We start from the raw sequence: 12,191 nt of genomic DNA on the forward strand, positions 1-12,191 counted from the left end.
GGGGGAGCAATATGGGCAGGAAGCTTTTCTATTGCGCCGGCGCAATCGCGCTCGCCGCGGCCGGCATCTACCTCAACAATACCAGCCTGCTTGCCGAACATCGGCCGGGAAAGCCGGTGCTGCTCGCCCATCGCGGCATCGCCCAGCGCTTCGACGAGACCGATCTGAAGAATGACACCTGCACGGCGAGCCGCATGCTGCCGCCGAAACACGATTATCTCGAGAATACCATCCGCTCGATGCAGGCGGGCTTTGCCGCCGGCGCTGATATCGTCGAGATCGACGTGCACCCGGCGACGGACGGGCAGTTCGCCGTCTTCCACGACTGGACGCTCGACTGCCGCACCGACGGCCACGGTGTCACCCGCGAGCATGCGATGGCCGACATGAAGAAGCTCGACATCGGCTATGGCTACACCGCCGATGGCGGCAAGAGCTTTCCCTTTCGCGGCCGCGGCATCGGCATGATGCCGACGCTTGCCGAGGTATTGTCGACCTTTCCGGATCGGCGTTTCCTGATCAACGTCAAGAGCCGCGATCCGTCCGAGGGCGAAAAGCTCGCCGCCGTGCTCAACGGGCTTTCGGCGGCACGACGGGCCGAGATCATCGTCTATGGCGGCGACGAGCCGATCGACGTCATCCGCCGGCGCGTGCCCGATATCAAGACCGCCTCGCGCCAGAGCCTGAAGGGCTGCCTCACCGGCTATATCGGCTATGGCTGGACCGGCCTGCTGCCGGATGCCTGCAAGCAGCGGATGATGCTGGTGCCGATCAATATCGCGCCCTGGCTCTGGGGCTGGCCGGACCGTTTCCTCAACCGGATGCAGGATGCCGGCACCGAAGTTTTCGTGCTCGGCCCTTATCGAGGCGGTGAGTTTTCCACCGGTATCGACGACCCCGCGCAGTTGGCGCGACTGCCGCAAAACTATGCGGCAGGCATTTGGACGAATGAGATCGAGACGATCGGACGGCTCCTGGAATGAGGCGGAGCGCCACTCGCCTCAGAACTCCTCCCAGTCGCCGCCGGCGACTGCCGCGTTGCCATGGAAGGCTGCGCCCACTTTTGCAGCCATTGCCCGCGGTGCCGATGCGACGGGCCTGGAAGCGGCAGTTGCCACGGCGGGGCGCTGCTGGCGCGAGGCTTGGCCGCCGATATTGAACTGGCCCAGCAGCTGGAAAAGCGCGTCGGCTTCCTTGGCGAGGCTATGTGCGGCAGCCGTCGATTCCTCGACCATAGCGGCATTCTGCTGCGTGCCCTGGTCCATGGTGTTTACCGCAGTGTTGATTTCCTTCAACCCCGTCGCCTGCTCCTTTGAACTCTCGACGATCGCAAGAACATTGCTGTTGACCTGCTGAACCTGGGCGACGATCTCTTCGAGAGCCTTGCCGGTTTCGCCGACCAGCGTCACTCCGCGCTTCACGTGCTCGTTGGAGGCCCCGATCAGCTCCTTGATCTCCTTTGCCGCCTTGGCCGATCTCTGAGCAAGCTCGCGAACCTCTTGCGCGACCACCGCAAAACCCTTGCCGGCATCGCCCGCGCGCGCCGCCTCGACGCCCGCGTTCAGTGCCAGGAGATTGGTCTGGAAGGCGATTTCGTCGATGACGCCGATGATGTTGCCGATCTCTGCGGACGATGTCTCGATCTTGCCCATCGCATCGACGGCGCTGCGGACCACCGCGCCGGAACGCTCGGCGTTCTCGCGGGTCCTTCGAACCAGCTGGCCGGCTTCCTGGGCACGGTTGCTCGAATCGGAGACTGTTGTGGTGATCTCTTCAAGGGCGGCTGCGGTTTCCTCGACGGAAGCCGCCTGCTGTTCCGTACGCTTCGACAAATCGTCCGAGGCTGAACGAACCTGCTGGGCGCTGGCAGCGATGCCCGTCGCGTTTTGAGCCACGACCTGCATCGCTGTGCGCAGCTTGGTGGCCGCGGCGTTGAAATCGGTGCGGAGCCTTTCCAGTGTCGGAATGAATGGTGTTGCGACCTCCTGGGTCAAATCGCCGCCGGCCAGGCCCATCAAAGATGCCGCAAGCTGATCGACATTGTTGACGCGGGCAGTAACGTCAGTCGCGAATTTGACGACCTTGAACACCTTACCGTTCATGTCGAGGATCGGATTGTAGGTGGCCTGGATGTAGATCCTTTTGCCGCCCTTGCCGATGCGCAGGAACTCATCCGCCACGAATTCACCCGCTGCCAGGCGCTCCCAGAACCGGCGATAATCCTCGCTGTTTGCGTAGGCGCTCTCGCAGAACATGGAATGGTGGCGGCCCTGGATCTCGGCAAGCTGATAACCGAGCGCCGACAGGAAATTCTCGTTCGCTGTCAGAATCTCTCCTTTCGGCGTGAATTCGATAACAGCCTGGGCGCGCGACAGCGCGTTTATCTTGCCGGCATCTTCGGCGCTCTGCAGTTTCTGCTTGGTGATATCGGTCGCGAATTTCACCACTTTATACGGCTTTCCGCCACTGAAGACGGGATTGTAGGAAGCTTCAATCCAGATTTCCCTGCCGCCCTTGCCGATGCGCTTGTATTGGCGCTGATCAAACGCGCCTCGGCTGAGCTTTGCCCAAAACTCGCGATAGTCGGACGACGAGGCTTCTGCCGGCTCGACGAACATCCGGTGGTGCTGGCCGACAATCTCTGACAATTCGTAGCCGAGCGCGGCGCAGAAATTGGCGTTGGCCGTCAGAATCTTGCCGGTGAGGTCGAACTCGATGATGGCTTGTGACCTGCTCATCGCCGCCAGTACGGCCTTGGCATCCGAACCGAAGCCGAATCCTAGTGTCTTCATGCTGTCCCCCTAACTCAGCTCTTAAGCGAATGAATGCCGCGACCCCACCGGACTTGCGTTGGATGAGCGATCTGGGAATAGAATCCGATAAATTCTTTAAGTTTGCATTAACCCCACCTTTGCCCCGACAGCAGCCCCCGCTGCTGAACCCAAAAGCACAAGAATTACAAATAAAATCAGTTATTTGAACAAAGCTCTCCGAAAGGTCGGCTTCGACACAGCAAGTTCCGGCGGGGATTTCGAGCGTGAAGACAGCGCTTTTTCCACCTGCGCCGCCCTGAAAATTCTAAGAACGGTTTACTCTTTGTTAAGCAATCATCCGCCCCTTATCTCCGTATTTCCGGCGGTGAACGGCCTTTCTGTTTTCCCGCTGCAAGTGCATATTTCATCGTCCTTCGAGCGTGCAGAATCAGTTGCTGGACACGTCGGCCGCGAAGCGCTGGATGCGATTGTTGATCGGAGAAAGACATGATGCTCGAGGATGAGTTCAATCGAATTGAGGAAGTCGCTGCAGGCTTCAAGACGCATTACGAAGTGTTCAAATATATGAAGGGCCTCACACAGGACCTTGGAATGAATGCTTTCCTGTTCATGACACTGCCGACGGTCGACATAGTTGAGATCGGCGCGACCAAGATCATCACCAATTGGCCGGCGGAAATGGTGGATTACTATGATGCCCATAATCTGATGATCGACAGCCCGGTCATCCGCCGGATGATGAGGTCGACCAGCCCCTTCAACTATGATGTCGAAGCGATCAATACCAATCGTGGAGGAGGCAAGAAGTCGACGGTCATCGAGCTGTTCAACCGATATGGCATGGAAAAAGGGGCCTATTTCCCCGTTCACGACGCGGCGGGCGGACGTGGCGCCATGTCGATTTCGGGTTCTCGGAATTTCAGCATGATCGAAATGGCGAAGCTCCTGTTCATCGCCACTCTCATCTATGACCGGCTCTCGCAGCTCACATTGAACGAGAAGCACAAACCCATCGAGTTTACGCGGAGCGAACTGGACTGTCTCAGGCTCACCGCCGGCGGCAGGAAGGGCAACGAAATTGCAAAGCTTCTCGATCTCACCGAAAATGCGGTCAACAATCACATCGGCAGCGCGATCAAGAAGCTCGGCTGTACGACAAGAACGCAGGCAGTCGTCAGTGCTCTGCGCCTCAATATCATTCGAGTTTAGATCGCGGCGATCAGCAGGCTTATGAAATGACGTTCAGAGGTCCCGCGCCCGCAGCAATGCCGGGATCTCTTCCGGAGAGACGGGCTTGGAAAAGCGATAGCCCTGCGCCTCCTCGCAGCGCGCGTGACGCAGGAAATCCATCTGGGCATCGGTTTCGACGCCTTCGGCAAGCACCGAAAGCTTCAGCGTCTGCGCCAGCGAAATCACCGCCGAGGCGATGGCGACGGCGGTCTTGTCGCCCGGCAGCGCCTCGACCAGCGAACGATCCATCTTCAGCCGGTCGAAGGGGAAGGTCTTCAGCGCCGCAAGGCTGGAATAGCCGGAGCCGAAATCGTCGATCGACAGGCGCACACCGAGCGCCCGCAGCGATGCCATCATCGCAAGCGCGCGTTCGGCATCCTGCATCACCACGCTTTCGGTGACCTCGAGCTCCAGCCAATGGGATTGCAGGCCGTGGCGCTCCAGCGCCTCGGCGACATGGCTTGCGAAATCCGGATCGGCGAACTGCTTGGCCGAGACGTTGACGGCGATGGTCAGCGGCGTCAGGCCCAAATCCTGCCAGGCGCGCGCCTGGCGGCAGGCCTCGTTCAGCACCCAGAGGCCGAGGGGAACGATGAGGCCGGTCTCCTCGGCGAGCGGGATAAAATTGACCGGCGGCACCCTGCCCTTGGCCGGATGGTTCCAGCGGACCAGTGCCTCGATGCCGGTGATGCGGCCGGTGGCGACATCGACCTGCGGCTGATATTCCAGGAACAGCTGATCGCCTGTTATCGCCTGGTGGAGCTCCTCCTGCTCGCCGAGCGGCATGCCGACCGGTGTGCCGGCGCCATCGTGATGCTGCAGCGTATTGCGGCCGAGCTGCTTGGCCCGGTACATCGCGCGATCGGCATTGGCGAGGAGTTCTTCGGCGGTTGCGCCGTCGACGGGGAAGGCGGCAACGCCGATGCTCGAGGTGATGGCGATGTCACCGCTCTCGGCGCGCATCGGCCGGTTGATCGCCTTCTGCAATTCGCGCAGGCGCCGCGCGATGCCGGCGTCGTGGCTCGACTGGTGGACGAGCACCGCGAGGAATTCGTCGCCGCCGAGCCGCACCACCATATCCGAGGCGCGGACGCTGTTGGCCATGCGGGTGGCGATCTCCTTCAGCACTTCGTCGCCGGCGGCGTGGCCGCGGCCGTCATTGACGTCCTTGAAATTGTCGAGATCGATATAGGCGACGGTGACCTTGCGGTTGTTGCGCCGGGCCTGATCGAGGATGCTGGCCAGCCGTTCCTTCAGGAAGGCGCGGTTCGGCAGGCCGGTCAAATCATCATGATGAGCCATGAAATGGATGCGGTCATCGACGCGCTTGCGCTCGATGGCGATGCCGGCGATGTGGGTGGCGAGCGCCACCAGCTTCATTTCATGCTCGGTGGGACGGCGGACTTCCCTGGAATAGAGGGCGAAGGTGCCGAGCACATTATTCTCAGAGGTGGCGATCGGCGTCGACCAGCAGGAGCGGAAGCCGAAGGGGGCAATCAGCGCGCGGAAATCCTCCCAGAGCGGATCGCTCATCACGTCCTCGACGATCACGGTCTGGCCGCGCCAGGCGGCGGTGCCGCAGGAGCCGACCTTGGGGCCGATGGTGACGCCGTCGATCAGGCGGCTGTAGCCGCCGGGCAGATTGGGAGCTGCCCCGTGATAGAGCCTGGTGCCCTCGCTGTCGAGCAGCAGCACCGATCCGTCGATGCCGGTCAGCTGCGCCTCGATCATCAGCACCAGCGCTTCGAGGATCATCGGCAACGGCTCGTTGCGGGCGATCATTTCGAGCAGTTTCGCCTGGCCGCGATGGAGATCTTCCTGGAGCTTGCGTTCGGTGATATCGCGGGAAACACCGATCAGCCCGATGATTTCGCCGCGATCGTTGCGCAGCGGAATCTTCGAGGTCAGCCGGCAGACCGGCCTGGGGCTGCCGGGAAGAACGACCGTTTCCTCCATGTCGATCCGGGCCTGGCCGGTCGCCATGATCTGCTGCTCGATATCGAAATGACGGCGCGCCACCTCGAAATCGAACAGGTCGAAATCGCGCTTGCCGGTGATCTCATCGGCACTCCCGAAGCCAAGGTTGCTGGCGGTGACGGCATTGGCGAAGACGAAGCGGCTGTCACGATCCTTGACGTAGAGGAAATCCGGCAGTTCGTGGATGATCGCTTTCAGGCGCAGGTTCTCGACGCCTTCGGAGAGGTGGTGGGCGGTCGACGCCATCATTGCCTCGGTCGCGGCAACGAAGCGCCGCGTTTCGGCCGTCAGGGCCTCGGCCGATTCCCATCGCCTGGCACTTGGTTCGTGCATTACCCCATTCTCCCCGGCCCCGCAGTCGTCATTTCCCTTCAAAGTAGTCCTGAAGTCCTTCGGCTTGCTTAAGTGAAAGAGTGAACAACACGCCAAAATAAGCGGCGAGATCCTGCCCTCAACCTCGGCGGCAACCGTAATTTCGCGCGCCGGGGAAAGGTGTGTGCCAAAAGAAGACAGGCGGGATGGCACGTTTCCTGCTAGAGGCGGGCCATGACAGGAGCGCCCGGAATGCCTTCACGCCGCGACATGCTTCTCTTTCTCGCCGCCTCGGCGGTTGCGGGCGGGACGTCGCGCGCGTTTGCCTCGCCGCTGACGGCTGCTGCCCAGCCCGATTTGCGCGGTGCGATCGATGCGGTGGAATATCGCGCCATTCCCGAAAGCGGCGACCGCAAGGCCCGCAACCTGGAGCAGATCATCAAACAGGCGGCGGCCGAGAACGTGCCGGTCTTCCTGCCGCCCGGCACCTACCGGATCTCCAATCTCACCTTGCCCGACAATACCCGCATCACGGGTGTGCCCGGCGCTTCGCGGATCGTCTATACAGGTGAAGGCCATCTCTTCGCGGCCGAGAATGTGCGGCGCATCGAGCTTTCCAATCTCGTCATCGACGGCGGCAACCGCTGGCTCGGCGATTATGCCGGCGGGCTGGTGCAATTTACCGGCGTCGACGAGGTGCTGATCGACAATTGCGAAATCGGCGGCAGCCGCAAGCACGGCCTGCAGTTGGAGCGTTGCGGCGGACGGATCGAGCGCAGCCGCATCTCAGGTGCGGCCCAAGCCGGGCTCTACGCGGTCGATTCCGCCAATCTTTCGGTCACCGGAAATACGATCGCCGATTGCGGCAATGGCGGCATTCTCGTGCATCGCTGGAAGAAGGCGGAAGACGGCACGGTCGTTTCCGGCAACCGGATTTCCAACATCCGCGCCAATGACGGCGGCACCGGCCAGAACGGCAACGGCATCAACATCTTCCGCGCCGACGGGGTGATGGTTGTCAATAACCATATTTCCGACTGCGCCTTTACGGCGATCCGCGCCAATTCGGCCTCGAACATCCAGATCAACAGCAACCAGTGCCGGCGCTCCGGCGAGACGGCGATCTATGTCGAATTCGCCTTCGAGGGTGCTGTGGTCTCCGCCAATCTGATCGACGGGGCGGCGAACGGCATTTCGATCGCCAATTTCGACGAAGGCGGCAGGCTCGCGAGCGTCACCGGCAATGTCGTGCGCAACCTGACGCTGAAAGGCCCCTACCAGCACGAGGTCGGCTTCGGCATCGGCATTGCAGCGGAGGCCGATACGCTGGTGTCGGCCAATGTGATCGAGGGCGCGCCGCGCTGGGGACTGCAGATCGGCTGGGGCGCCTATCTGCGCAATGTCGTCGTCAGCGGCAATGTCGTGCGCAAGGCCCCGGTCGGCTGCGCCGTCTCGGTCGCCGCCGGCGCCGGTACCGCCGTCATCACCGACAATGTCTTCCAGGAAACCACGGACGGCGCGGTTCTCGGCTTCGAGTGGGAGAAAAAAGTCTCCGGCGAGCTGGCGGACGGCGACTCACCCTATGCCCAGCTCACCGTCGAGCGAAACCGCGTGTCCTGAGAAGAGGATTGCTTCTCAGCGACACAGGGATACTATATCTCTTTGTTTTTGCTTCACTCCTGTGAAGTAGCGGCTGTTATATGCAACCCGCGGCGTTTTAGGAGACCTCATTTTGAGCCATTGCTATGCGCACTTGAAATTTTACCCTGAGAGGGTAATTTAGTTGTGGAGAAACGCAGGGCTCACTATAATCTCGCCACCGTCATCGCCGTTGTCATGGATCGGAGGGCGGCAGCCTTCACCAAAAGTGCCATCGACGGCGGGAGGGCAATGGGCTCACCGTTTCGGAAATGATCGACGTCATCTGCGCGCTCAAGAGCGGCCATCTTTATAAGTCGATGACGACTTATAAAGACAGCACCGTTTGGCAGGATGTTTATCACGCCAATACGCCTGTTGGTAAAGCTTATGTCAAAGTCACGCTGAGGGAGGATGGCGCACCCGTCATCCAATTCAAGGAGTTGTAGCAATGGCCAGGATCTGTGTTTGCTGTGACGCAAAGTCCGAAATGACGCCATTCTTCGATGAAACCCATCAAGTTACGTTTCGCGATCTGAAAGCGGAGGTCGGCGGTTTGTCGGGTTTTCGTTGCGGCTCATGCGGCGAGATCGAGTATGACCATCCCAGTGCGGAACGTTATGCTCAAGCCGGCGATGCGCTGGTCTTGCAGGATAGGCAAGCGGTCGGCGAGGATCTGCGTCGAATTCGCAAGAAACTCCGCATCAATCAGACTGAAGCATCGGCGTTGACCGGCGGTGGGCACAATGCGTTCTCACGCTATGAGACCGGAAAAGTCAGTCCGCCACCCGCTGTGGTCAACCTTTTTCGAATGCTCGATCGGCATCCGGACGATATCAAGGAATTGCGCCGCGCCTAACTCGCCGGCACCTTCGCTGGGATTGATCTTCGGCTTGACGCAACTCCCGGCAAGTCGCTTCGCGCTATTGCCGGTTGCCCCCGCGTGGAGCAGGCATTGCCACACCCTTGGTTACTGCGTCTGATAGGTGCCGGTCACGCTCGCTTCCGCCAATGCGTGTTTCCTTGCCTCCGCCCACATGGCGCTGATGCCGGCGGCATCCGGAATCGAAAGCGTCGGCACGTTGAGGGCGGCGAGGCGGAAGATGTAGTGGTGCGGGCGATCGCCTTGCGGCGGTTGCGGGCCGTCGTAACGGGCATTGCCGAAATCGTTCTTGTAGAAGCGCGGCGCCTGCTCCGGTGCGGTATCGGCGCTTTCGCCGAGTGCCGTCCACTGCGCCGGGATATTGGCGATGCCGCAATGGCGGAAAGTGCCGCGCGGGGCGTCCGGATCCTCGACCACCAGTGCAAAGCTCCTGGTCTCGACGGGAGCGCCGCTCCAGGCGAGCGGTGGAAAGAGATTCTCGCCGGCGCGCGCATATTTCTTCGGGATCGGCTGATCCTGCGCAAAGGCCTTGCTGATCAATGTCAAAGTCATGACATTCTCCTTTATCTTTCTCCTTTGTCCTTCAGGCTCCTTTGTCCTTCAGGAACGACCGCCTCCCTTCTTATGTTCGCTTTCCTGATTGCGGCCGCGCATAATCGTGCGATCGTCGCTGCCCGCATCCGGGGCGGGCTTCAAATCATTGCCTTTCCGATGCGCCTGCCTCGCCTGCGCATTGCGCTGCAGATCCGCTGCGGCGTCGAAATCTTTGTCGGCATTTGCCGTTTTCTCGCGTTTTTCGATGACGCGAAGCTGCTGTTCATGCGTCTTCTTCCCCGTCATGACATTCCTCCTGTCTCAGCACGCGCCCCTGCTTTTAGGGTCGAACCCGCCGGCCTTCTCATTGTTCCCCAGACCCCGAAATGTGCTTCCGACCGCCGGCGATTTCCGGCATTACGCAGCCGCATCAAAAGCTTTCATCGTCCCATCAGCGGCGAGGACTTTTCCGGGAGAGGTCCGGCGTTTACGGTTTCTCCGATACATCGGAGGGGTATGGCCATGCTGACAATCTACGGAGTCTATCGATCGCGCGCCTCGCGCGTCTACTGGATGGCGCATGAACTCGGGCTCGAATTCCGCTCCGTGCCGGTGCTGCAGGCAAGGCGGCTCGCCGATCCGCTCTCCGAGGAAGCGCCGCTCAACACCCACTCGCCCGATTTCGCTACCGTCAATCCGATGGCGCAGATCCCCAGCATTCGCGACGGCGACCTCGTCATGCACGAGTCGCTGGCGATCAACCTCTACCTCGCCCACAAACATGGCGGGCCGCTTGCCGGACAAACCGTCGAAGAAGACGGATTGCTGACGATGTGGACGATCTGGGCGGCCTCGCAGGTCGAACCGCATTCGGTCAGGATCGTGCTCACCTATGATAACGGGCTCGAAAACAGCCAAGAGGGCAAGGAAGCGATCGCCGCCGCCTGCTACGGGCTGCGCCGACCACTTGCGGCGCTCGAAGGCCATCTTGCCGGTCGGCAGTGGATCGTCGGCGACCGCTTCACCGTTGCCGATCTCAACATCGCCGAGGTGCTGCGCTACGCCCAGAGCGAGACGGCGCTGTTCGACGCCCATCCTGATATCAAGGCCTGGATCGAGCGCTGCCAATCGCGTCCCGCCTACAAGGCGATGCAGGCAGCGCGCAGCAAGGAGCCGGTCGAGGTCTGATCTATCGAAACAAGGCGAGCGTGCCGGCCATTTCCTCGCGGATCCAGGCCTTGAAATCCTTGACCTTCTTCGGCTCGCGCGCACCCTCGGCGGTGATGAAATAATGGCCGAAGCCGGTGCGCGCCCGAATGCCGAAGGGGGCCGCCAGCCGGCCTTCGGCAAGCGCGAAGGCAGCAAGCGTCTGCCAGGCGAGCATGACGCCCTGGCCGGCAATCGCCGCATCGAGGCAGAGCGAGGCATCGTTGAAGACGTGGCGGGTCGCAAGCGTCGCGCCCGATAGCCCCGCCTCGCGCATCCAGACCTCCCAGTTGAACATGGCGCGACCATCGATGATGGCAGGCAGGGCGAGGATATCGGCGGGCTCTTTCAATTTCGCCGCCATCTCCGGCGAGCAGACCGGAAAGACCTCTTGTGGCAGCAGCAGTTCGGCCTTCACGTCAGGCCATTTGCCGGTGCCGACGCGGATGCCGATATCGACATCGCAGAGCGCCGGACTGACGAGATTGGTGGTCGCGTCCAGCCGCAGCTTGATGTCGGGATGGCGCTCGGCGAAACGATCGAGCCGGCAGACGAGCCAGCGGGCGGCAAAAACCGGGGCCACCGAGATGGTCAGGATCGTATCGTCCTTGCGGCTGGCGATCGACACCGCCGCCGAAAGACGGGCAAAACCCTCGTCGAGCGCATGAAGCACCGGCCGGCCGGCTTCGGTAACGATCATGCCGCGGGCGGTGCGCTCGAAGATCACCTGCCCCAGTTGCGCCTCAGCCTTGATCACCTGCTGGCTGACGGCGCCGACCGAGACGCCAAGCTCGTCGGCGGCCGCCTGCAACGAGCCGAGACGGCCGACCGCCTCCAGCGCCCTGAGGCCGTTGAGATGGACCGTGTTGAGGTTCTTCATATAGTTTTTCTATAGCAGCGCCGCGGTAAACTCAATTGAAAATCCGTCCGCGCAAGCCGACATTGCAGCATAGGATCATGATCCAGCACCGCTGGAGAAAGCGAGGCCTGCCGTGTCGTTGCTGAAGTTTTTCTTGAAGCCTATTGCTGGTATCAGCAGCACGCAACCTGCCAATACCCCGACCTGGGAGGAGGATCCGCTGCGCCATCCCGACGTCCAGCGTATGTCGCTGCGCGAACTCGCCGATCTGCCGCTCGGCGCGGAGATCGTCATTCACCCGCAGGAGAGACCCGCGCTGGCGAAATGCGCGTGAAACTATGCTAGGCTCCGTCCGAGAAAAAGGGCGGGACAATGGCCGGCGAAGTCGACCTTATCTTCGAGCGCTTGAAGCGGCTGGCGGCGGAGGCCGGCCTGCCCGACGTCGAGGAGAGCACCTCCTATGGCAATCCGGCGCTGAAGGTTGCCGGCAAGAGTTTTGTGGCGGTGAAAAACCCCGAGACGATCGTCATCTCGATTTCGCTCGACGACAAGGATCATCTCCTGGAAATGGCGCCCGACATCTACTTCCAGACCGATCATTATGTCGGCTGGCCGCATCTGCCGCTGCGCGCCGCCCTGATCGGCGACGAGGAATTGCGGCTGCGGCTGATCGGCGCCTGGCTGTTCCGGGCGCCGAAGAAGCTGGCCTATCGTTTCGGGCGTCAGCCGGAAGGCTGAATGCGCTGCTCGACACGAAGGCATCGCTTCCGCCGTAGAA

14 protein-coding genes are annotated in these 12,191 nt (G+C 61.3%); 9 read left to right on the forward strand and 5 right to left on the reverse strand.

Going from position 1 to position 12,191, the window contains the following annotated elements:
* Positions 1-11: 11 nt before the first annotated feature.
* Positions 12-983, forward strand: coding sequence for a glycerophosphodiester phosphodiesterase family protein (locus tag CO655_RS27410; RefSeq protein ID WP_097667466.1), 972 nt, complete (start codon positions 12-14; stop codon positions 981-983).
* A gap of 18 nt (positions 984-1,001) precedes the next feature.
* Here CO655_RS27410 and CO655_RS27415 read toward each other — a convergent pair whose 3' ends face one another.
* Entirely contained in the window at positions 1,002-2,792 is a 1,791-nt protein-coding gene (locus CO655_RS27415; protein ID WP_097667440.1) for a PAS domain-containing methyl-accepting chemotaxis protein, read from the reverse strand.
* A 184-nt stretch (positions 2,793-2,976) separates the two neighbouring features.
* On the opposite strand from CO655_RS27415, the gene CO655_RS33615 reads away from it, so the two are divergent.
* Entirely contained in the window at positions 2,977-3,264 is a 288-nt protein-coding gene (locus CO655_RS33615; protein WP_141514369.1) for a hypothetical protein, read from the forward strand.
* The gene (locus CO655_RS27420) at positions 3,261-3,983 is read left to right on the forward strand and encodes a LuxR family transcriptional regulator (RefSeq protein ID WP_097608170.1); all 723 of its coding nucleotides are present in this window, start codon (positions 3,261-3,263) and stop codon (positions 3,981-3,983) included. Before CO655_RS33615 ends, CO655_RS27420 begins: the two co-directional genes overlap by 4 nt.
* Before the next feature lie 33 nt (positions 3,984-4,016).
* On the opposite strand, the gene CO655_RS27425 is transcribed toward CO655_RS27420, so the two are convergent.
* Entirely contained in the window at positions 4,017-6,314 is a 2,298-nt protein-coding gene (locus tag CO655_RS27425) for an EAL domain-containing protein (protein WP_097667441.1), read from the reverse strand.
* 231 nt (positions 6,315-6,545) lie between these two features.
* Between CO655_RS27425 and CO655_RS27430 the strand changes: the two genes are divergently transcribed.
* The 3 genes from CO655_RS27430 to CO655_RS27440 all read left to right on the forward strand — a co-directional run bounded on the left by CO655_RS27430 (position 6,546) and on the right by CO655_RS27440 (position 8,790).
* Positions 6,546-7,913 carry a TIGR03808 family TAT-translocated repetitive protein gene (locus CO655_RS27430; protein WP_097667442.1) on the forward strand — a complete coding sequence of 456 codons (1,368 nt, stop codon included), beginning with the start codon at positions 6,546-6,548 and terminating at the stop codon, positions 7,911-7,913.
* 290 nt (positions 7,914-8,203) lie between these two features.
* Positions 8,204-8,380 (forward strand): type II toxin-antitoxin system MqsR family toxin, encoded by a 177-nt coding sequence (locus tag CO655_RS34485; protein ID WP_245423930.1) that lies wholly within the window; start codon positions 8,204-8,206, stop codon positions 8,378-8,380.
* Positions 8,381-8,382: 2 nt separating this feature from the next.
* Complete coding sequence (locus tag CO655_RS27440; RefSeq protein ID WP_097667443.1) at positions 8,383-8,790, forward strand: type II toxin-antitoxin system MqsA family antitoxin; 408 nt, start codon at positions 8,383-8,385, stop codon at positions 8,788-8,790.
* A 111-nt stretch (positions 8,791-8,901) separates the two neighbouring features.
* On the opposite strand, the gene CO655_RS27445 is transcribed toward CO655_RS27440, so the two are convergent.
* Both CO655_RS27445 and CO655_RS27450 read right to left on the reverse strand, forming a co-directional pair.
* Positions 8,902-9,366, reverse strand: coding sequence for a YbhB/YbcL family Raf kinase inhibitor-like protein (locus CO655_RS27445; RefSeq protein WP_097667444.1), 465 nt, complete (start codon positions 9,364-9,366; stop codon positions 8,902-8,904).
* Between the two features lie 48 nt (positions 9,367-9,414).
* Positions 9,415-9,654 (reverse strand): hypothetical protein, encoded by a 240-nt coding sequence (locus CO655_RS27450; protein WP_097608175.1) that lies wholly within the window; start codon positions 9,652-9,654, stop codon positions 9,415-9,417.
* A gap of 216 nt (positions 9,655-9,870) precedes the next feature.
* Here CO655_RS27450 and CO655_RS27455 point away from each other — a divergent pair, with 216 nt between their 5' ends.
* Positions 9,871-10,536, forward strand: coding sequence for a glutathione S-transferase family protein (locus CO655_RS27455; protein WP_097667467.1), 666 nt, complete (start codon positions 9,871-9,873; stop codon positions 10,534-10,536).
* Between the two features lies 1 nt (position 10,537).
* Here CO655_RS27455 and CO655_RS27460 read toward each other — a convergent pair whose 3' ends face one another.
* The gene (locus CO655_RS27460) at positions 10,538-11,434 is read right to left on the reverse strand and encodes a LysR substrate-binding domain-containing protein (RefSeq protein ID WP_097667445.1); all 897 of its coding nucleotides are present in this window, start codon (positions 11,432-11,434) and stop codon (positions 10,538-10,540) included.
* Positions 11,435-11,546: 112 nt separating this feature from the next.
* On the opposite strand from CO655_RS27460, the gene CO655_RS27465 reads away from it, so the two are divergent.
* Both CO655_RS27465 and CO655_RS27470 read left to right on the forward strand, forming a co-directional pair.
* Positions 11,547-11,747: a hypothetical protein gene (locus CO655_RS27465; protein WP_097667446.1), complete on the forward strand. Its 201-nt coding sequence runs from the start codon at positions 11,547-11,549 to the stop codon at positions 11,745-11,747.
* 38 nt (positions 11,748-11,785) lie between these two features.
* A complete protein-coding gene (locus CO655_RS27470) occupies positions 11,786-12,151 on the forward strand; it encodes an MmcQ/YjbR family DNA-binding protein (protein WP_097667447.1) in 366 nt (121 codons plus the stop codon).
* Positions 12,152-12,191 lie beyond the last annotated feature (40 nt).

The organism is Rhizobium sp. M1 (genome assembly GCF_002531805.1).
GTDB classification, from domain to species: domain Bacteria; phylum Pseudomonadota; class Alphaproteobacteria; order Rhizobiales; family Rhizobiaceae; genus Rhizobium; species Rhizobium etli_C.

Coding starts and splice junctions, on each gene's coding strand:
- CO655_RS27410 (WP_097667466.1), top strand. CDS start 12: ATGGGCAGGAAGCTTTTCTATTGCGCCGGCGCAATCGCGCTCGCCGCG.
- CO655_RS27415 (WP_097667440.1), bottom strand. CDS start 2,792: ATGAAGACACTAGGATTCGGCTTCGGTTCGGATGCCAAGGCCGTACTG.
- CO655_RS27420 (WP_097608170.1), top strand. CDS start 3,261: ATGATGCTCGAGGATGAGTTCAATCGAATTGAGGAAGTCGCTGCAGGC.
- CO655_RS27425 (WP_097667441.1), bottom strand. CDS start 6,314: ATGCACGAACCAAGTGCCAGGCGATGGGAATCGGCCGAGGCCCTGACG.
- CO655_RS27430 (WP_097667442.1), top strand. CDS start 6,546: ATGCCTTCACGCCGCGACATGCTTCTCTTTCTCGCCGCCTCGGCGGTT.
- CO655_RS34485 (WP_245423930.1), top strand. CDS start 8,204: ATGATCGACGTCATCTGCGCGCTCAAGAGCGGCCATCTTTATAAGTCG.
- CO655_RS27440 (WP_097667443.1), top strand. CDS start 8,383: ATGGCCAGGATCTGTGTTTGCTGTGACGCAAAGTCCGAAATGACGCCA.
- CO655_RS27445 (WP_097667444.1), bottom strand. CDS start 9,366: ATGACTTTGACATTGATCAGCAAGGCCTTTGCGCAGGATCAGCCGATC.
- CO655_RS27450 (WP_097608175.1), bottom strand. CDS start 9,654: ATGACGGGGAAGAAGACGCATGAACAGCAGCTTCGCGTCATCGAAAAA.
- CO655_RS27455 (WP_097667467.1), top strand. CDS start 9,871: ATGCTGACAATCTACGGAGTCTATCGATCGCGCGCCTCGCGCGTCTAC.
- CO655_RS27460 (WP_097667445.1), bottom strand. CDS start 11,434: ATGAAGAACCTCAACACGGTCCATCTCAACGGCCTCAGGGCGCTGGAG.
- CO655_RS27470 (WP_097667447.1), top strand. CDS start 11,786: ATGGCCGGCGAAGTCGACCTTATCTTCGAGCGCTTGAAGCGGCTGGCG.